Annotated in this window: 19 protein-coding genes; 16 read left to right on the forward strand and 3 right to left on the reverse strand. The window is 36.6% G+C overall.

All coding sequences use genetic code 11. The features are described 5' to 3' along the window. Positions 1 to 678: 678 nt before the first annotated feature. Positions 679 to 975 (reverse strand): hypothetical protein, encoded by a 297-nt coding sequence (locus tag BVC89_RS22920; protein WP_086933441.1) that lies wholly within the window; start codon positions 973 to 975, stop codon positions 679 to 681. Positions 976 to 1,990: 1,015 nt separating this feature from the next. Between BVC89_RS22920 and BVC89_RS22930 the strand changes: the two genes are divergently transcribed. The 6 genes from BVC89_RS22930 to BVC89_RS22955 all read left to right on the forward strand — a co-directional run bounded on the left by BVC89_RS22930 (position 1,991) and on the right by BVC89_RS22955 (position 6,601). Next, complete coding sequence (locus BVC89_RS22930) at positions 1,991 to 2,224, forward strand: tautomerase family protein (protein WP_281261002.1); 234 nt, start codon at positions 1,991 to 1,993, stop codon at positions 2,222 to 2,224. A gap of 11 nt (positions 2,225 to 2,235) precedes the next feature. Beyond that, entirely contained in the window at positions 2,236 to 2,910 is a 675-nt protein-coding gene (locus BVC89_RS22935; RefSeq protein ID WP_086933444.1) for a VWA domain-containing protein, read from the forward strand. 82 nt (positions 2,911 to 2,992) lie between these two features. Beyond that, positions 2,993 to 3,241 (forward strand): hypothetical protein, encoded by a 249-nt coding sequence (locus BVC89_RS22940; protein WP_086933445.1) that lies wholly within the window; start codon positions 2,993 to 2,995, stop codon positions 3,239 to 3,241. A 3-nt stretch (positions 3,242 to 3,244) separates the two neighbouring features. Further along, positions 3,245 to 4,051, forward strand: a complete 807-nt coding sequence (locus BVC89_RS22945; RefSeq protein WP_086933446.1) for a CPBP family intramembrane glutamic endopeptidase — start codon at positions 3,245 to 3,247, stop codon at positions 4,049 to 4,051. Positions 4,052 to 4,179: 128 nt separating this feature from the next. Next, positions 4,180 to 5,223, forward strand: coding sequence for a helix-turn-helix domain-containing protein (locus BVC89_RS22950; RefSeq protein ID WP_086933447.1), 1,044 nt, complete (start codon positions 4,180 to 4,182; stop codon positions 5,221 to 5,223). Between the two features lie 220 nt (positions 5,224 to 5,443). Beyond that, the gene (locus tag BVC89_RS22955) at positions 5,444 to 6,601 is read left to right on the forward strand and encodes a serine hydrolase domain-containing protein (protein WP_086933448.1); all 1,158 of its coding nucleotides are present in this window, start codon (positions 5,444 to 5,446) and stop codon (positions 6,599 to 6,601) included. Between the two features lie 31 nt (positions 6,602 to 6,632). On the opposite strand, the gene cysQ is transcribed toward BVC89_RS22955, so the two are convergent. Further along, a complete protein-coding gene (gene cysQ / locus BVC89_RS30615; RefSeq protein WP_281260973.1) occupies positions 6,633 to 8,045 on the reverse strand; it encodes a 3'(2'),5'-bisphosphate nucleotidase CysQ in 1,413 nt (470 codons plus the stop codon). Between the two features lie 474 nt (positions 8,046 to 8,519). Here cysQ and BVC89_RS22970 point away from each other — a divergent pair, with 474 nt between their 5' ends. The 10 genes from BVC89_RS22970 to BVC89_RS30620 all read left to right on the forward strand — a co-directional run bounded on the left by BVC89_RS22970 (position 8,520) and on the right by BVC89_RS30620 (position 18,267). Beyond that, positions 8,520 to 9,032 (forward strand): chorismate pyruvate-lyase family protein, encoded by a 513-nt coding sequence (locus BVC89_RS22970; RefSeq protein WP_086933449.1) that lies wholly within the window; start codon positions 8,520 to 8,522, stop codon positions 9,030 to 9,032. A gap of 2 nt (positions 9,033 to 9,034) precedes the next feature. Next, complete coding sequence (locus BVC89_RS22975; RefSeq protein ID WP_086933450.1) at positions 9,035 to 10,351, forward strand: AMP-binding protein; 1,317 nt, start codon at positions 9,035 to 9,037, stop codon at positions 10,349 to 10,351. Continuing rightward, positions 10,344 to 10,619 (forward strand): acyl carrier protein, encoded by a 276-nt coding sequence (locus BVC89_RS22980; protein ID WP_086933451.1) that lies wholly within the window; start codon positions 10,344 to 10,346, stop codon positions 10,617 to 10,619. Before BVC89_RS22975 ends, BVC89_RS22980 begins: the two co-directional genes overlap by 8 nt. A gap of 5 nt (positions 10,620 to 10,624) precedes the next feature. Then, positions 10,625 to 11,974: a coproporphyrinogen-III oxidase family protein gene (locus BVC89_RS22985; RefSeq protein WP_086933452.1), complete on the forward strand. Its 1,350-nt coding sequence runs from the start codon at positions 10,625 to 10,627 to the stop codon at positions 11,972 to 11,974. A 5-nt stretch (positions 11,975 to 11,979) separates the two neighbouring features. Then, complete coding sequence (locus tag BVC89_RS22990; RefSeq protein WP_086933453.1) at positions 11,980 to 12,732, forward strand: sulfotransferase family 2 domain-containing protein; 753 nt, start codon at positions 11,980 to 11,982, stop codon at positions 12,730 to 12,732. 14 nt (positions 12,733 to 12,746) lie between these two features. Continuing rightward, positions 12,747 to 13,442: an SDR family oxidoreductase gene (locus BVC89_RS22995; protein ID WP_086933454.1), complete on the forward strand. Its 696-nt coding sequence runs from the start codon at positions 12,747 to 12,749 to the stop codon at positions 13,440 to 13,442. Next, the gene (locus BVC89_RS23000; RefSeq protein WP_086933455.1) at positions 13,436 to 14,278 is read left to right on the forward strand and encodes a sulfotransferase family protein; all 843 of its coding nucleotides are present in this window, start codon (positions 13,436 to 13,438) and stop codon (positions 14,276 to 14,278) included. The genes BVC89_RS22995 and BVC89_RS23000 overlap by 7 nt, the downstream gene beginning before the upstream one ends. A gap of 28 nt (positions 14,279 to 14,306) precedes the next feature. Continuing rightward, positions 14,307 to 14,957 carry a GrpB family protein gene (locus BVC89_RS23005; RefSeq protein WP_086933456.1) on the forward strand — a complete coding sequence of 217 codons (651 nt, stop codon included), beginning with the start codon at positions 14,307 to 14,309 and terminating at the stop codon, positions 14,955 to 14,957. Positions 14,958 to 14,996: 39 nt separating this feature from the next. Next, positions 14,997 to 16,175, forward strand: a complete 1,179-nt coding sequence (locus tag BVC89_RS23010) for an MFS transporter (protein ID WP_245929438.1) — start codon at positions 14,997 to 14,999, stop codon at positions 16,173 to 16,175. A 478-nt stretch (positions 16,176 to 16,653) separates the two neighbouring features. Next, positions 16,654 to 18,267 carry a M20/M25/M40 family metallo-hydrolase gene (locus BVC89_RS30620; protein WP_086933458.1) on the forward strand — a complete coding sequence of 538 codons (1,614 nt, stop codon included), beginning with the start codon at positions 16,654 to 16,656 and terminating at the stop codon, positions 18,265 to 18,267. Between the two features lie 75 nt (positions 18,268 to 18,342). Here the strand turns inward: BVC89_RS30620 and BVC89_RS23020 are convergent, their stop codons facing one another. After that, on the reverse strand, positions 18,343 to 20,166 hold the full coding sequence (locus tag BVC89_RS23020) for a serine hydrolase domain-containing protein (RefSeq protein WP_158658082.1): 1,824 nt from the start codon (positions 20,164 to 20,166) through the stop codon (positions 18,343 to 18,345). Positions 20,167 to 20,279: the final 113 nt, after the last annotated feature.

The following is a 20,279-nucleotide window of genomic DNA, read 5'->3' on the forward strand; positions in this document are numbered from 1 at the left end:
CTATAACCCCGTAAACTCATAAAATAAACGATTCATAACACTAATTCCGCTATAGGTAAAATGATTATTTTAGGTTTCATCCCCAATTCCATAAAAAAATCAAAATTAATATAATAAAATCAATAACTTAAGATTTTTAACTTATTATAACAAGTGGGCTAAGAGTATAAAAATCATTCAAAGCACATCAGTTAGATATAACTCTTCTTTAGTTGTTCTCCATCTCTTAGTAAGATCCAAACAAGCAACACACAGGCGTAAGGTTCTTCTACATAAGCTACTCGGCATAGCCTCCAACTATAAACCCTATTACTTTATTATATGTATTGTATCGCGGGATAAATTTCTAACGAGACTATGAAAACTTGTCCTATTCACTATGTATGAAACGAGCACCGGAACAATAATAAACAGAGCATCATATCTCTCAAGACAATACAAAAGACATAGTTTTGTTATTAACGTCATCAGTAAAGAGTTATTACAGCAACTAATTTTCAAAAATATAAAAAATAAAGTTATCTATATCCTTTTAATAGCTGCATGTGCATATTTTCAGGCTACAAATATTTCTAAAGTTTTATAAAAATACAATAAGTTGGAATATCAATTTTATAGTGAATAGGGGTATTATTTTTTAAACTTTATGTTTTAAACACTATGTCTTAAATGACCTCTTTAAGACATGGCGTCATTGTTAGAAAATTTATATTGCTTCATTAAAATTCGATAACCCAGCTCACCTAGGTAAAAGGTCTTTCGATATTCATAATCGGTGTATAAATCGACGGTATAATCCGCATACTCCAATGGAGTACCTAAAATATCCATCGCCTCCTTATATATTGGATGATGATCCCAACTCGTATCATAAAAAAAACGATGGATACATTTTGACTTTTCACGGCAAGGCAAAATGCGTTCAATAGCAACCTCCGCTTTGCAGAAGTCTTGAGCATGACTAATGGTATTCATAGAGTATATAAAACAACCTTATAAATAGTGTATGAATTTTTAGGATAAATTATTAATACTATAAAAAAATAGAATTAAAAGAATATATTCTAATGAATATTTACATTTTTATAGTGGTGTTTTCATCGATTAATGTTCGGTTTTCTATGTGACAAATATGTTTCTTTGACTTCTATCAACATAAGAATAAAGGGTAAGCTACATTCATTTTTCAGAAGGAATAAGTAAACGTATTAGCAGCTATTATCTTCGACAAATTTTCTACATTAGGAAAATCTTCATTAGTTATAGGAGTTTCATATTCTTATTGTTTTTTACATACCAATCAAATGCATTCTACGATCATAAACATTTATGACCAAAAAGCGCAGCAGTAAACACTATGGAAACAGTATTAAATAAAACTGCGGATTTAATACCCTATATTATGTCGCAAATTAACAGCATTACTTTATTAAAATACTGCGATATTTCGAAAACATTAATCATACAATTAACTTACTATCTTACAATAGAACACCTGAATAAAGATGCGATTTCTTTTATGATTAAAAGCTCCTACCTTATTTAATTCACGACATTAAATAACGTACTTAGTCTTAATTTAAGTAAGGGAATAAAATCTTCACTCTCTGTATATAAAAAGTAAATGAAGTTTTGATACTAAAACTTAGACTTAGGTTTTTAGCTCTATATTTTCAATCTCGTATCGCTAACAAATAGTCCTGATGCCTGCACTAATAACAAAGTAATATCATCTGTAATATCAGGCCGTATGGCCAGTGTCCATCGGCATGAAAATGTTATTGGAAGAACCCCGAATAAGCTTATCGTCTAGTTCTAGCAAACACGCAAAAAGGCTATTTATTGAGCAACCCGACGACCATAAACTTTACATTGCGTATCTTGACATCTTACGCGGCTAGATAAATATTAACATCAGTATCAAGTTGAAAACTGTGCTATTGTGTTGTTTCGATGTAATCCGTTCATTTAATTCACATAGTAACCCTATATCAACAATAGTAGTTACTATAGAGGAGCCTTCATGCCAATAGTCACCATCCAACAGTCTCCAGGCAGAACCAAAGAACAACGGCAATTGCTTATCAAGAAAATAACTGAAGCCTTCCAAGAAGCGTATGATTTACCTGCTGATGCAGTTACTGTCTTTTTCGAGAATTATGACGATAGCCATTGGGGTAAAGGTGGCATATTACACGAAGACAGAAAAAATAAGGATAAATAAAGGGATAACTTATGTCTATTGATCTTAGAAAAAGTGTTATAGATCTTAGTAAGAAGGCTAAAGTAGAGCTTAAAAAAAAGGGCCTAGAAAGTACTAAATCACAAGTAGTACTAGTGCTGGATATTTCGAAGTCTATGAATGCGCTATACAAAAACGGAATTATTCAACACCTTGTTGAGAGAATTTTGGGCCTAGCGTTAAACTTTGATGATGATGGGGATATTGATATCATACTCTTTGGCACACGAGCTTATCAGCTACCGAGTGCTTCATTAGAAGATTTAGAAGGTTATGTAGCGCGCGAAATACTAGCACATTACAAAATAATTGAAGCAACTAAGTATGCTACCGCCTTACACATTATCAAAGATAAATACCAAGGTAATCAAGCCGATCCGATCTTTGTTATTTTTGTCACTGATGGCAATAATAGTGACAAAAGAGAAACGACAGAATTAATTACCGAGCTTTCTAAAGAGTCTATATTCTTTCAGTTTGTCGGTATAGGTAAAGAAGAATTTCCCTATTTAAAAAAACTCGATGAGTTACAAAATCGTTTTTTGGATAATGCAGGGTTCATGCATGTCAATGATATAGCTTCTATTGATGACTCAATATTATATGAACGCTTGCTCAATGAATATCCAGAGTGGCTTGAGGAAGCTTCATTAAAAGGTATACTCTAAGTGCCATCACTATAAGATTATAGCGCCTATGAAAAAGTTACTGATATTGCTAACTCTAATATACCTATTAGGTTGTGCACAAATGATACCGGCGAGAGCCAAAGAACTAGAACCAGGGAAATTCAAACTTATGGCCTCGGGCAATATATTTGCTTCAATCTCTTCGCTTGAGGCCAAGATTGATAAAAGAGCAAAGAAGCTTTGTGGAGAAGAAAACTATACTTATTTAGATAAAGAAATTGCTACACCTCACTCTCCGGCTTATTCTAATGGTGTGGATATAGGTGCATCTTACACAGTGGTAACGAGAACAATTCAATGTAATCCTTAAGAGATGTTTACACCGAGTAACCTAAAGTCCGTCGCTATTACCACAGTACTTGTGATTGGCTCAGCCGTGCTTGGCTTTGTTCATTTTCTGCCTCGGCTCAACGCTCTATTGTTACCTATTTTTGCTCTAGGCTTATATCTGATTGCTAACCATAAATCTACTTATAAAACTATTGATATAAGTCTATGGTTGGTGACTCTTCTGCTTGGCTTCTTCATTGCGGTTTATCGTCCAAGTGATTTTCACTATCCCTTAATTTGGCAAAGTGAACAACTTTTCGAGGGTGGGAAAAGTTTTTTACTATACGTAAATTTAAGCAAAGGTTTGAGCGGTTACCTAGTGCTGATTTGGTTGTTAAATATATACCCGTCAAGTAATCAGACAACGGCCAAAATGGCGGTAATAGCTACCTTATTGGCCGTTATTGCTATTTTAAGCATTGCTTATATATTTTTTGGGATAGCCTGGCAGCCTAAATTTCCCGATGGCTTAATATATTTTATTATTGTCAATTTATGTATTACAGTAGTTGCCGAGGAAGCATTTTTTCGTTTGCTACTACAACAACACCTTGCATCATTTTTTAGTCAGGCACGCCTTGGCTTATATATCGGAGTTTCGGTTTCAACAATATTATTTGCCTTAGCTCACGGAGTATCCTCTGGCTCGGCTATGTTGCTATTTTTGTTTGCAGGCGCAGTTTACAGTATCGTCTATGCTTATACACGACGATTATCTGTCGCAATTGCAACCCATTTTGGGGTCAATATCTTGCACTTTATATTACTCGAATACCCCCTATCTATTTAGCATTAAGGAAGCATACCCTGGAGACATTTTCACTTACAGCTATCGCTTCTGCATTCGTTATCGGCCAATCCCTTCTGTGCGCCAATTTGCTATTGGTGCGAGTACAGCATCGCCAGGTTTATCTTCCCTTGGCGCTGTTCTTTTTTGCCAATATCTTACCTGAGCTAGCCACAATATTAGAAACTTCCCCCGCCAGCTACTGGCGGCACATCGTAAATGCGGCGAGTACTTTTGCCAATTTAACCCTTGCACCTTTATTTTGGCTGTATGTCCGCGGCCTAACTTCTGAAGATAAGGTAAATTGGCGGCGCCAGGACTACGCACATTTTACCCCAGCATTATTGGGGCTAATCACGTTTGTGTTGGTTACCGTTATGCCCAATGAGGAGCGATTAGGTTTATTCAGTAGTGAAAGGGATCGCAACTCGATGTGGCAAACTCTACTTTTTTTGTTGCTAGTTGGCTTATACATTGTCACTAATATTCAGGCTTGCTGCTACATCATTGCCACTAGCCGGCGCCTGGTAAAGTATAGAACTAGGCTTATGGATCTCTTTGCTTCTACTGCTCACCTGGAACTTAGATGGATTAGCAGCTTGATTCTTCTTTTGATGGTATACGGATTATTTATACTAAGCTTCATGCTGATAAAGCTATTCAGTGATATATCCATATCTGATGAGCCCTTAGCCAGTATCCTAAACATGATACTAATATGGACAATCGCACTATGGGGGCTTCGCCAACAACCAGAGCTGGCCGAAGAAATCGCTCAAATTGATAAATCTTCAAATACATCGGCTAAGTATGAAAAATCTGCACTATCTGATGACCATATAGATAGGATCGCTAGCAAGATAGAAAGTGCTATGCAGTCGGAGGCCCTATACCGGGATCCTGACTTATCGCTGCGTCTGCTTTCTGATCAGATAAATGTTATGCCAAACTATGTTTCTCAGGCACTCAATAGCAAGCTTGGACAAACATTCTTTGACTACATTAACGGCTGGCGAGTGAAAGAGGCAATGAAGCTACTAACAGAGAGTGACGACACGGTAATCAATATCTCTCTCGCTGCAGGCTTCAACTCTCGCTCTTCCTTTTATACCGCGTTCAAAAAAATTACAGGCAAAACCCCCAGTGCTTACCGCCAGTCACACACTCATATTTAGTTGTTGAAAAAACCAACACACTATAATGTTTTTAGTGTCTGTCCTTGCATTTCCGTGTCCGTCCTTGCCCAAAAAGACGACGGACATCCACATTTTTGTTGTTATAAATCTGAAATAACTGAAGCACAACAATAATAAGCACTTACTTACAAAAACTTGAAAGTATGACCTTATTAGTTCCTTACCGCTTCAGAGAATGAACTGACAACAGGAATATCTTATGAATTATCGAAAGATTTTTAGTGCAATCACTCTATTTATCGCACTTTTCATTCTTAGCGCATGGATGATTTATCGCGATACCACGGAGCCACCAAAGCTAAAAAAAGAAGAATTTTCTGATCAAGATATTCAATCTGTACTGCAAAAAATTGCCGATGCGACCCATGCTGGTGGAGCACCTGGCGTACTGCTGCTAGCTCGCTATCAAGGCAAAGAATACGTTGCTAGCGCGGGTACAAGCAATAAGAGCTCGGGTAAAAACATGCCAACAACCCACCCTCTTCGCATTGCCAGTGTTTCTAAAGTGTATACCGCTATGGTGATTCTAGAACTCAATAAACAAGGAATGTTTGAACTCGACGCACCTATCAATAGCCTTTTATCAGATGAAATTATCCATGGTTTGCCCAATGGCAAGCTGGCAACTGTGCGTCAGCTATTGGAGCATAGCAGCGGTATTCCCGACTACTACGATGTTAGAAGCTATCTATTACAAGACTGGAGTAAGGAAATAACATTACCTCGCACACTACCTGTGGCTAAACGAAATGCGGCGACAAATCAACCAGGTGAAAAGTTCAACTACTCCAATATGGGATATATGTTGCTGGGTGAAATTGCTGAAAGAGCCTCAGGCAAAACCCTAGATACTCTGTTTAAAGAAATTATCACCTCCCCCCTTCAGCTTAATCATACACTTTACAATGTTAAGCACCCAGTGGCAGACAGCATTCATGGTTACGGGACCATTTTACGCCCCTGGGCCGATACTTATGATTTATGGGAACATTCAGGCCCTGATGGTGGCATGCAGGCCTCAGCTTCCGATGTAGCCCGCTTTTTAGAATCTCTGGTATTTGAACACGGCCGAAACCATACTATCGGATCACAAATGACAAAAACATTAATCACCAGCGGGCGCAATAAAAAACAGGGGATGGGCTTAGAAGTCATTACCTCGCGCGCAGGTGATAAACTCGTTGGTCATAGTGGCGATGTATTCGGGTATCAGACAGTCGCCTATGCCATACCTAAACTAGATGCAGTTTTTGTGGGCCATATAAATTGTGATTGTGGTCGACTAACGTCATCTCTTATCGGTAATACATTCAGGGCATTAGAAGAAGTACTGCATAAAAGTAGTAAGGCGAATTGATGGTAATAAGGCCTCATCCGGGCCTCCAGTATCATTCAATAATGGACATTTTTCTTAAACTGTCAATCATACAGTCGACAATCTTATCTGTCGCCATTAGCTGAGTATCGATTGTTAATTCAGGCTCTTTAGGAATTTCGTAAGGCGAATCAATACCGGTGAAATTTTTGATTTCACCGGCTCTCGCTTTCCTGTACAGCTGTTTAACATCACGCGCTTCACAAATAGCTAAAGGTGTGCTCATATATACTTCAATAAATTCCTGCGAATTTACCATGTTACGTACCATTTCTCGTTCACGAATAAAAGGAGAAATAAACGAAGCCAAGACAATCATTCCAGCATCGACCATAAGCTTAGCAACTTCACCAACTCGACGTATGTTCTCCACACGATCTTGATCACTAAACCCTAAATCAGAACATAAACCATGACGAACATTATCTCCATCCAGCAGGTAAGTACTGTAGCCTTCCTTAAATAATCTATTTTCTAAGGCTATAGCAGAAGTAGACTTACCCGACCCCGATAATCCAGTAAACCAAATAATGGAAGGTTTCTGTTTAAAGCGCTCCGCCCTCTGCCGTTTATTAATAATAGTGTCTTGCCACACAACATGTTTATTCTCTGGAGGTTTTTTAGATAGACAATCATTTATTAGTGGGATTTTTGATGGATCAGCACAAGCAATAAAATGGGGATTTAAGAGGGAATCTTTTTGATTATATGCTAAAGGTTGCTGAGTTTCATAATTTACCACCTGCCCACCTGCCGCTTCCACAATAGCTTGCGCTGCGGCAGTATCCCACTCCGACGTTAATCCCAACCTTGGGTAGATATCTGCACGGCCTTCGGCAATAAAGCAAAGCTTTAATGAACTACCAACTCCGATCACTTCAGAATTTGGAAAGTTTTTAATAAAGCTCTCAAATTCTTCATTCTTATGAGAGCGACTGCCAACAATGCGCCATAAGTTATCATCTTTAGGGGGAGCTTTTACAGAAATAAGTTGCGGTGCGAAATTTTTTACGGCTTTATATGCTCCAATACCACGCACAGCATAATAAAGTAATTCCTTCGCTGGTGCATAGACAACACCAAGTATAGGCTTACTGTCTTTTATAAGTGCAATATTAACTGTAAATTCATCGTTCCTCTTAATAAACTCTTTGGTTCCATCTAAAGGGTCGACCAACCAATACTGCGAATTTTTTTTTCGACTATCCCAATCAAAGGTATCATTTTCCTCAGATATAATTGGTATGGACGGGTCTAAATGAGTCAGGCTCTCCATAATTAGAATATGAGATGCCATATCTGCTTGAGTAAGAGGACTATTTTCATATTTAAAAGCTACACTGAAATCCTTGTTTTTATAAACATTCATAATCGCATCGCCAGCCGCCTTTGCGATATCTACAACTTTTTCTATGCTAACTGTCATTATTATTAGATCCGTTTTTACACATTAATATGACGAATAAAAAACCCATAACACAATGACTATTTAAATTTAAAAAGTCAAACATCAAAAATTAATAAAATTGGAAATTAAAAAACATAGAACCCAAAAGAATTAATTATTATCTCCATGAGAAACCTAAATAAGGTAAGAAAACTTCAATTTATAGATAAAATTTATGACGACAAAAAAGTAATAAAGATGTAATCATCAATTACTTTTCTTGTTATTCGCGACAAAATGGCACAATAAACACCTTTCAAATGCATTCACTAATAAATACATCAGCCAACTATTTAATTAGTTAACAGATTAATAGCAAATTTAAACAATGCTAAATTTAATTAATCACCAATTTTTGGTATTGACAAAATATTCCTGACGTTTATATTTTCTCTTCTACTAGGGAAAACGGTTCACTCGCCAAAAAATATCCAAGGCTTCGAAAAAATTGCCATGCAGAAAAAACTATCTAAAAAATTAGATCAAGTGCCAATTAGAGTACCTGCTTCAAATATTTTGCAAAAATATTTGAAGCTTGATGGATCAACCACTTATTTTTTGCAGGCATTATCATCAAAAGAAGTTCGCGTGGAGGTGTTACAGCAGGTAATAAATATCAAAGGACAGAATAGGAAAACACTCAAAAGAACGTCAATATTGTATTTCGAAGAAACAAAAAATATTTTAGTTGTAGCGAAAAGTAGCATTTTTTTAGAGAACTTCACTAAACAACAGCAGCAAAAGCTTATTGAGAAAAGTGAGGGCATTGGAAAAATTTTAGACCCTAACAATATTGGATTAATAAAGAAGCAAGATATTAGCACTTCTTATATCGAGGCACCTAAAACTATAAAAACAAATGATAAAACTGCAATCTGCAGGCGTTTTATCCTTCTCTACAAAGAAAAACCATGCGCGGAGATAAGTGAAATAGTTAACAATGAATCTTTAGCAAGAGCATTATAGATGTGAAGAACAATATAATAAAAAAACGAAATAAGCTTATAACTAGCGAAAGCATATTAGCACTTAACGATGAAACTGTTGATATGAAGTTCTTGCTAGAACAAGGAAGAGAACAATGGAAAAGCATGAAACAATCGGGTTTTTCTGGTTTAGTAGGGTTATCATCAATAAAAATGATAGCCGCACTTTATAGTGCATTAGTTGATAACATCAATATCATATTAGCCGATACAGATACTCATATATCAGAGTATTGTAGTGAAATACTAAAAGATAATGAATTAGTAGATGTCAGAAAAAATCGAGAAAAATTAAAAGCAATAAAGAAAGCTAAAGGTTTAGCAGTACTCTCATCAGGAAGTTTAGGACAGCCGAAATTGATTTTTCACAATAGAAATAACTTTGTTAAAAATGCCTATGCTGCAATGCAAAGACTAGACATTAACAAAAAAGATAGAGTGCTAATCACTGTACCTGTCCATCATATGTATGGTTTGGGCGCGGCGCTTATACCATCTATACTTGGTGGCGCTGAAATTCTGCTACTACCTAAAGCTAATATACTTAATTTTAATGAAGCGATTAAAAATTTTAAGCCTACAATTACATTTTCTACGCCACATCTATTACGCTCACTTTTACGCAGAGAACGGCCTAGGCAAGAATTCAGCAGAGGCATTGTTCTAGCAGGCGATGGAATTCCGGCAATCATTCATAATAGAGCGAAAAGCACTTTCGGTGAAGTTTTTAATCTTTACGGTAGCTCTGAGCTTGGCGTCATAGCAATATCGCGCCCGAGCAAACCAAAATCACTTATTGCACTTGATAAAGTCGAAATCTCTGCGAAGAAAAAACAGAAGAAGCGATGTGTTTTATTAGTAAAACACCCTTATAGAGCAACACATATACTTAACCATGAAAAACTACAGGAAACTAAGGCTGTCTGGAATACAAAGGACATTGCCACAATAGCAGATGATTCTTCATTTCGTATTCATGGTCGCGCCGATTTAAGTATAAATCGTTCGGGAAAACTACTTGTTCTTGCAGATTTAGAGAGGAAGATTATGTCCTGGCAAGATGTTAATTCTGTAGTGGTAATATCTTCAAATAACGCAGGAAAAAGAGGCCAAGATATCACAGCGTTAGTTAAAGCTGATAGTCAGGAGTTGACTGAAGCTAAATTGAAGCAGTTCGCCTTAGATAACTTGCCTACATTTGCTAGGCCTGACAACTATAAAATTATTAATAATATGCCTTTCTTGAAGAGTGGTAAGCCTGACAGAAAAGCACTTGTTGAGGAGTATCAGTGTGGATAAGAGAGAAATACTAGACATATTAAAAAACATAATTGTCGACAAATTAGATCTCAATTTAAAGTTTAAAGATATTGATGATAAGGCTTCTCTCTTGGATGATGGCCTATCTCTTGACTCCATCAGTATGGCCGAATTTGTAGAGCTAGTTGAATCAGAGTTCTCAATTCAAATACTCGATGATGATTTAGACACAGATACGTTTGGTTCGCTGGAAGGGGTCTGTTATTTAGTCCAAAGGATGTTGGAATCAATAAAAGAAGAGGCTTAATCACCGTGGCAAATACACAAAGCGCCATTATTGCACGCTCTGGAAAAAAACAAAAAGATAGTGTTATACACTACAGCGATGAAAAACCAAATCGAGATGGTTTCGTTGTTGCTTGGCCACCACAACGTTACTGGCAAACACAAAAAGCACCTAGCTCGGTAAATACTGCCCCATTGCATCTTTATTTTCATATCCCTTTCTGCTTACAAAGATGTCGTTACTGCTTCTTCAAAATAGGCATTCTTTCAGAGAATTCACACGAAGTGCGTGAACGTTATGTCTCCGCTTTATGTAAAGAAATAGAACAGGTGGCCGAAGACCATAATTTACAAGGAAGAAAAATTAGCTCCATATACTTTGGTGGAGGGACGCCCAGCGTTTTATCACCCAAACAATTGGAGAAAGTTAAGGATACAATAGATAAATTTTTTACAGTAGAAAGTCCAGAATTTGTTTTTGAAATTGAGCCAGTTACTTTAAATAACCGACTAATAGATAGCCTTCCTGATCTAGGAGTCAATCGTATAAGCTTCGGAATACAATCATTTGACGATAGAGTTGTCGCTTTAACTGGGCGCCACGATACGGAGGAAAAAAATTGTCGAGCAATTGAGCGCGCACTTAAAGCAGGTATAGTAGTCAATGTGGATTTACTTTCAGGTCTGGAAGGAGAAACTTTCTCCAGTTGGCAACACTCAGTTAATCGAGCAATTGATTTGGGAGTCAACGCTATTACAGTTTACAAGTTGGAGCTATATTCAAATGCGAATTATATGGAAGATGCAAAGAAAGGGAATTTATCATTGCCTACTAACGAACAAGAGCTTGAGTTTGCTCGTTGGGCACTTAACAAATTAAATGAAAATAATTACCTACCCTCTACTTATTTCACATTTACCCGTGAAGGAAATTATCCCCAACATCATATTATAAGCCGTTGGCGCGGCGAAGATATGTACGGTTTTGGAGCGTCAGCATTTGGTAGTATTAATGGTTATTCACGACAAAATATTAGTGACATAGATGAATATCTAAATACTGTTGAACAGGGGAAAAATCCAAATCAGCGGATTGTAAAAATGAATACCTCCGATTATATGTTAAGAGACCTAGTAATGGGCTTAAAAACAACTGTAGTAGATTTAGATAAATATCAGCAGAACCATGGTATTGATCTAAAAATAATATTACAAAAAGACATTCAAACCTTACTAAATTCAGAGCTAATCGAAATAAAAGATAACTTTTTAAAACTAACTAGAGAAGGCATATTATACGGCGATTATTGTGGTAGATATCTTGGTGCAGCGTTAAGAAATATTTTCTCCGGTGAATCAAGGCCCATTAGAGCTTAGATATTATGCTGATTACACCCGACTTTGTATTCGTTCACTTACCCAAAACCGGTGGTACTTTCGTTACTAAAATACTGCATGAAATATATGGCGAAAAAGCTATTGAATACGGCCGCAAACATGCTACCTGTGATGAAATACCAGAACATGAGCTCACAAAACCTATATTGTCAGTATTCAGATCACCATTTGATCGTTACGTATCACAATACCACTACGGGTGGTGGAAAACACACCCCGAAGAATATTGCAAAATAGATAAAGTTGTTGAGAAATATCCTCACTACCCTGAAATTTCATTCTATGATTTCGTTCATATTGCTAATGATTTCTTTACCAATACTCATCAGGGTAAAGAAAATGGTTACATTAATACTAAGCTTTCAAACGAAGATAAAATGGGCTGGCATACTGAACAGTTTGTACGTTTTTTTTGTCACAAGTCGAGGCAAGCATTCGCAGACATTGACGAGATTCAGTTGAAAAAGGGTAAGCATTTAAAAGACGAATACAGCGTTCATTTTTTACACACCGATAGATTGAATTCTGATTTAGCTGATTTTTTAGTGCAGTTCGATATCGACGAAACTATTTTAAATAATGTTCTTGTACATAAACCCGTGTTACCTAACGAGGCATTCGAGTTGAGAGAAAAAAGCGATGCATTTTCTTATTTTAACGAAGATCTAAAAAATTTCGTTACCCAACGAGAACAGTTTCTCTTTCATCGTTTTCCACAGTATATGAATTTATCTTGAGTGCTGGAGTTAAAATGCCGATAAAAAAAGTAGCATTGGTAACTGGCGGAAACAGGGGTATTGGTTTGGCGGCCTGCGAGTTATTGGAACAAAAAGATATAATAGTGTATATGGCATGTCGCGACATAGACAGTGGTAAAAAAGCCATTACTAGGAAAAACCTTGAAAGAACACAAGCTATACAATTAGACGTGAGTAAACCCGAAACTTTTGCACCTGCGTTTGATATTATTGAAAAAGAATCGGGAAAATTAGATATCTTAGTTAATAATGCAGGGATATCTCGTGGGGTTAGAGATAAGCCTAGCGAAGAGGATATAGAACAAATCCGCGATACGTTTGAAGTCAACTTCTTCGGTCCCTGGCTTCTTATTCAACAAATGCTACCACTGTTAAAAAAAAGTGAAAATGGTCATATTATTAATGTTTCGAGTGGTCATGGTAGTTCTACAAAAATCTCAGGAAATAACTTAGCGTATCGAAGTTCAAAGTCGTCACTAAATGTTCTGACGCAAGCATTCGCAGATGAACTTGCCGGCAGTGGAATACGTGTTAACTGTATGACTCCCGGTTGGGTAAGAACCAAACTAGGTGGTGTTGCGGCACCAAGAACACCCTCACAAGGCGCTGAAACAATTTTATGGCTAGCAACAAATAATGAGGGTTCTAGTGGCAAATTTTATAAAGATAAGGATATTTTTCCATGGTAAGACCACCTAACTTATTTATTATTGGCGCACCACGATGTGGAACCACTTCACTCTATTCAGCATTTAAACAACATCCTCAAATATATACTTCGGTACTAAAAGAGCCGCACTTTTACGCACAGGACATGCCAATACAACCTCATACAGTTACTTCAGTTGATGAATATAGCCACCTATTTTATTGTGCAAAAGATGAGAAATATGTTGCGGAGGCTTCTGTTTGGTACTTATATAGTAAATCAGCAGCATCTCTAATATCTAAAGAACATCCAGAAGCACGGATCGTTATTATGTTGAGAAATCCTGTAGAGATGATTGTCAGCTTATATAATCTTTATCTACGAACAGGAAATGAAACGCAAACCGATCCAAGATTGGCGTTATTAAGAAATAATGAAGAAGTGCATAAACATAGCTATTTTCCTTTTGGTTTATACTACAAACGATTGATTAAATTGTATGATACCCTTGAAACTTGGTTCTCTTACTTTAAGCGTGAACAAATAAATATTCTTTTTTATGAAGAGTTTTATCATCACCCCAACAAAAGTTTTACTCAGCTGTGCAATTGGCTAAATATAGATGATGATGCTGATATTAGTTTTGACCCTGTGGAAGCGAGAAAACGGGTCAAGTTTAAGGCCATGAGACAACTGAGACACCTACCAACAAGTATTAAAGAGAAAATCAACCCTGCTGCATCAAAGCTGCATGCTCAAAAGAAACATAAGACTATATCTGAAGATGTTATGGAAATATTACGAAGAGAATCTACTGAAAGGTCGAGAAATTTACCAGCAATAATCGGCCGAGATCTCCCTCTATCTTGGACATAGCACTACAAACGAATTGATAGAGAAATCTATGCCAACGAAATCTACAGAACACATGAGATTGTTGAATCAGCTAAAGAAGGAAATAGGCGAAATCCATGGTGAGCCCATACTCCAGCGCTTTCGCCGTTGGCAAAGCATAACTTCACCAGATATACCAATGAAACAAGAGCCTTATAATCCTCGCTGGGGAGAGTGCTTTAAAACATCTACCGAAGAAATGGCTAATAAATTGAGGAATTTCAATATTAACTATTATCACATAGGTAGTACGTCAGTTCCTGGTTTAGCATCTAAGCCCATCATTGATATTATTATTCAAGTTAATGACCTTGGTTCGCACGAGCAAGTAATAAATATATTGTCCTTAATGAATTATAAAAATTGGGGCTGCAGCCCTGTGCATCCTGATGTAACATGGCACTGGCACAAAAACATTAATCCAGTCAGTAAGGTAATACATCTGTGCACAGCCAATAATCCTTGGGTATCTGCTGCGTTAAATTTTCGTGATTATCTTCGTTACTTTCCAGATAAAAGACGAGAGTATATGAACTTAAAGGCAAAATTATCAAGAGAAAGTAATAATGATCTTGTCCTATATTCGATTAAAAAAGCCTTGTTACTTTACCGCTTGAATAAAGAAGCTAATACATGGCGAGCGCATAAAAATATCGTTTAGATTCATAAGGTTATTTGAGTGCTTGCCAAAAGATTATGTGTGTTATTTTCCTGTGCGGAATCATGTAGACTCCTGACAGGCGCTTTTCATGTTATCTACTTGTTATCTACCGGGATAGAATTAAGATATCTATTTCTACTACAAGCGACCTTTTCAATTTCCAATTTAATATCCGAAATATATTCGATTCGGCTAACAGCAGTTATAGGTCCGCGCTGGGCTTTAATTATGGGAGTTAATCTTTGGGGACTTTATTTCTTCTTATGTTTATTTTCACCTAATATTTTTATTCTTGTCTTCGCTTATGCAGTCTATGGCTGTGGGTTTTCATTGGTTAACGGATCATTTGAACAGTGGCTAGAATCATGCATTATCAATAATAATGAAAACAAATCATCCTCGATAGATTACATGAGAATGAGGCGAAAATATTTTTCTCTTTTGAATGTTGTCGTTGGGTTTGTAGGGGCTTTGTTCGTAAGTTTATCTAATAGTTATTATATTGCTTACGTAGCATCTGCAATACTACTATTTACGGTAAGTTATTTCCTTTGTTTGATACCTTATGTGGAGACACCAAAAAAGATAAACTGCAATAACGACAAAACTTATAAAGCCACACAAAAAGACAATATAATCTTAGACAAAAAAACTTCTTTATATTTTCTAATAGCAATAATTACAAGCATATTATTTATGCCAATACTACACTTATGGCAGCCTTTATTTGAAAATATATATTCAGGGGAGATTCTTGGTTTTTCTATAGAGACAGCAATGATGTTGGGTCTAGTTTTTTCATCATATAACTTATTTAATTTTATATTTAATCACATAACAATAAAAATAAAACAACATCAAAAAAAATGGATAGATAGCAACTCATCAATTTTTTCTGTTATTTTATTATCATTATCTATTTATGCAACAAACAATAATTTCATACTGACATGTTTATTATTTTCTCTTTCTTACTGTTTTTTATCACAAATTCAAATCATACATAGATCGAGAGCTATTGTTTTCTGGAGCGACGAAAAAATAAACCAGGTCTTGTCTTATTCAAATTTTTTGTCACGCATTTTCACTGCAAGCATATGGCTATTTTATTTTAATTTTCTACAAAACGGTTCTTATAAGACTATGTTTTCTGTATCAATTTTGTGTTTAATTTTAATTTACCCCCTAAACTATATATCTAAAAAAATCAACAATTAAACTAACCCTCACAAAACCTCTATAAATAAATTTTCGTTTCGGAAAAATATAATTTTGTGGCACCTAGAATTAAAAGTAGTATATGGTCTACATTATTCTATCTATACCAAGGCTTTTAAAATAAAAAAACACCTAACTTCAAATAAGCTTGAAATATTCCATGACATCTGTGAACACTGGCATATCGTTATATATAGCCCCAAGCGCTTTATATTATTAAATCAATATTTATGCAGAATTTTAATACACCAATGACGCTTAAATGATGCCAACTAACATTCACTCGCTTCAGTTTGCCACCACAATCATCACACTCAAACTAAATTGAGACTACACTAGCCCACGTGTAATTTCAGTTTTTATTAAAGTGCTATGTCATACATTTCGGTATTTAGCACTTCTTCGAGTTTACCTCTACTGTTATTTAACGTCTTTTTACAAGTAATAAACATCAACGTACAAAATACGGAGAATATTAATGAAGTTATCAACTTTAGTATTTGCCTTGGCTCTAACAACATTAAATTTTGGTGTTAGCGCAGCTCAGACCGAATTAAATGTGAAAGATAGTAAAGATAAAAAGGTTTGGATTACTATTGGAGAAAAAGCAGCAAAAACGATTCAATCTCAATATTCATCTTCAGTACCAATGAACGTCTCTAAAAAGCAATTTAATTCGGCTAACAGCACATTAAATACAAAGGTGACAGTAGCCAGCGTTTCAGAATCTGATTTAGAAGAGCTGAGTGATATTATGCATCATGAATATAATCGTTGTGGCGGTTATTTCTTTCATGAATCTCTAGAAGAAGCACAAAATTATGTTAAGTCTATACAGAACATACAACCAATGCTTGTAAACTATACAATAAACAACCCTAATGGCGTCGCAACACTTTTGTCGCAACTAAAAGCGAGCAACTTAGTAAATACGGTGAATACTTTAAAGGCATATCACAATCGATATTATGATGTGCAATCAGGCGCTGATGCGGCAGTCTATATAAGAGATTCGTGGCAAACTATTGGAGCCAGTCGCTCGGACTTCAGTGTTGAGCTATTTAATCATAGTTGGCAGCAACCTTCAGTTATCGCTACTATTACAGGTACAACCAGTCCAGATGAAATCGTAGTTATAGGAGGTCATTTAGACTCGATAAATGGCTCCAATCGGCGTAATGGTAAGGCACCCGGTGCCGATGATAATGCCTCAGGGATAGCAGTAGTAACGGAAACGTTAAGAGCAATAGTAGCCAGTGGTTATAAACCAGAAAAAACTATTAAATTTATGGGCTACGCAGCTGAAGAAGTTGGTCTACGAGGCTCAAATGCTATCGCTCAATCATTTAAAGCGGATAATAAAAATGTTATCGGGGTTGCCCAATTTGATATGTCTGGTTACCAAGGAACGTCAAACAGAGATATTGTCTTTATGACGGACTTTACTAATAGTGGACAAAATCAATTTATGAGCCAGCTTCTGGACACCTATCACCAAGACATTGTCTATGGTTTCGGCCAATGTGGTTATGGCTGTTCGGATCATGCCTCTTGGCATAACCAAGGGTTTCCGGCATCAATGCCTTTTGAATCAAACCTAAGCGACTCTAACCCAACCATTCATTCCAGTAACGATTCTACATACGATGTCGATCACTCCATGAACTTTGCCAAGCTTTCTGTGACATTTATTGCAGAATTAGCCAAAGGCGGAACTGGGAGCACCCCGACTCCTACCCCTACGCCTACTCCGACGGTAACACCTATACCAACACCCTCACCTAATGTACTTATTAATAATGTACCCAAGAATCAGCTATCTGCACAAAGAGACGATGATATTGTTTTCACTATGGAAGTACCAAGCAGTGCAAGTAATATTAACTTTTCAATAAGTGGAGGCAGTGGTGATGCAGACTTATATGTAAGGTTTGGCTCCGAACCAACTGATTCTCGCTATGATTGTCGCCCTTATCGTAATGGTAATAATGAGAGTTGTAATGTTAATCAAACTGGTGGTAAATATTATGTGAGAGTCAAAGCATATAGATCATTCTCAGGCCTCACCCTCATAGGGAGTTATAATAATTAGTTTATTATAAATAATACAAATTGAAAGACTAAGAAGGCAATATACCGCCTTCTTAGGCTTTATGAAGTTATAGTACTATCGCAATTTTTCTAACATCTTTTTTGTATTTTCATTAGATGTGTCAAGGCTATATGAAATGTGATAAAACTTCTTTGCATTCTTTTTATCTCCTATTTTCATATAAATTTCGGCCAAGTAATTAAAATTATTCGCATTTTTTGGATATAATGTGGTAAGCACTCGAAAGAAGTTAAGAGCAATTTTATAGTTTTTCTTACTTAATGATCTACGGCCAAAGTTCGTAATTTCTTGCTCAGAGAAAACAGGAGAATCCGGGTATTTTTTCTGCCAGATTCTATAAGCTTTTACGCTTTCCTCGAAGTTTTCCTCGCCAACTACTTCGAAAGGTACTTTTTCGTTTTTGCCAAGCTTTTGCATTGCATAATATTTTAGTTCTGTTCCCTTACGGGTATAAACTAAGTAATCTCGTTGAGATTTCGGTTCACGCTCAACACTTATTTGGTTAGCAAAACTATCTACTGAAAAAACATTATCGCCACTATAAATTAATTTACCGTCTGGCGCAGATCCCCAAGCTGAAAGATAGCCGCTATAAACCAATTCTTCATTTTTTTTATCCACTGTTAAGATGGTGTTATATTCGGAAAGATAACGGCCAAGAATACGTTTAATATGTTTATCATTAGGTGCCTTTTTATATTGCTGAATATTTTTATTCCAATCAAGCTGACTGATAACACTAGCAACTAGACTATCAATACTACTTATACGTGAAGGATTACCGCCATTACCAAATATTATGATAGCGCGCCCTTCCGTCATTGTTGCCATTATCTGGCCACCTGTGCCAGTATTAGAGCCTCCGTGAGAAAACCAATCCAAATTCCCATCCGCTTGAAAACGCATCCAACCGGCACTCCAACCACCTACCCTTTGAAGCGTATGTACTTTCGTTAATTCGTTTGCCACCCAAGGTGAAATAACTTTTGATGGTTTATTAGCAAGTGCGAGTTGATAATCAATAATAAATTTCGCCATATCTCTCGCACTGCTCCACATTCCAGAAGGTGCAACCTGAGGGCATATAGGAATACCAGTTTTAATGACTTGCTGATCATCATCGTGAACCTTAGCCACGTTTTTAAGGAACTTGGGATGGCCGTGCTGGTACATGGTCGTGTTTGCCATACCTAAAGGAGAAAAGATCATATCCTCAGCTAACTTAGCCAAAGGCTTGCCAGTTATATCTTCTAAAGCGATTTGTACAATAACATAGCCGCCGCCGCTGTAGTTCCAATAGCTACCTGGTTTAAACTCTACCGATATGGGCTTACTGTAACGGGGTAGTTTAATGCCGTTTAAACTTTCAATAGCACTGGGGATTTCATCACCCAAATAGAAATCAGCAAACCCAGACTGACTCGTTCCAGCAGTATGGCTCAGTAGATCACGAAAGGTAATCGCACGATCTTTAGTAAAGGGGGATTTGGGTATGTGCCACCTTTTTAGGTACGGGTCAACAGCATCATCTAGGTTTAATAGACCCCTTTCCGCCAACATAGCTGTAATCGTAGCGGTTATGGGTTTTGAAATAGACGCTGTGGAAAATGCAGTATTAGCATCTATTTTATGTGCGGTTGTATTTTCTTTAAAGCCTGCGGAGCGTGTGTATATCAAGTTATAATTGTCAACTACCGCCAGACTTAAGCCTGTGAGCCTATTTTTGCGTAGCAGTTGTTCGTAGGTTATTATTTCATCATTTTTTAACGATACTAGCGATAGCTTTTTTGGCGCCTCGTTGGCATATGCCAAAAATGGAAAAAATATAGAGCGAAAGAGCAAATAACAAAGCAATCCTATATAAATAGAAGTTTTCATAATAACGCCTCTTGAATAATTTTTAGGCATAATATGAAATCAAAACCCAATCAGGACAGAATAATGCGTGAACGTCTCATAGTATTCACCAATTGCTCATTGCTAACGCTACT

The organism is Agarilytica rhodophyticola (assembly GCF_002157225.2).
In the GTDB taxonomy this organism is placed as follows: Bacteria; Pseudomonadota; Gammaproteobacteria; order Pseudomonadales; family Cellvibrionaceae; genus Agarilytica; species Agarilytica rhodophyticola.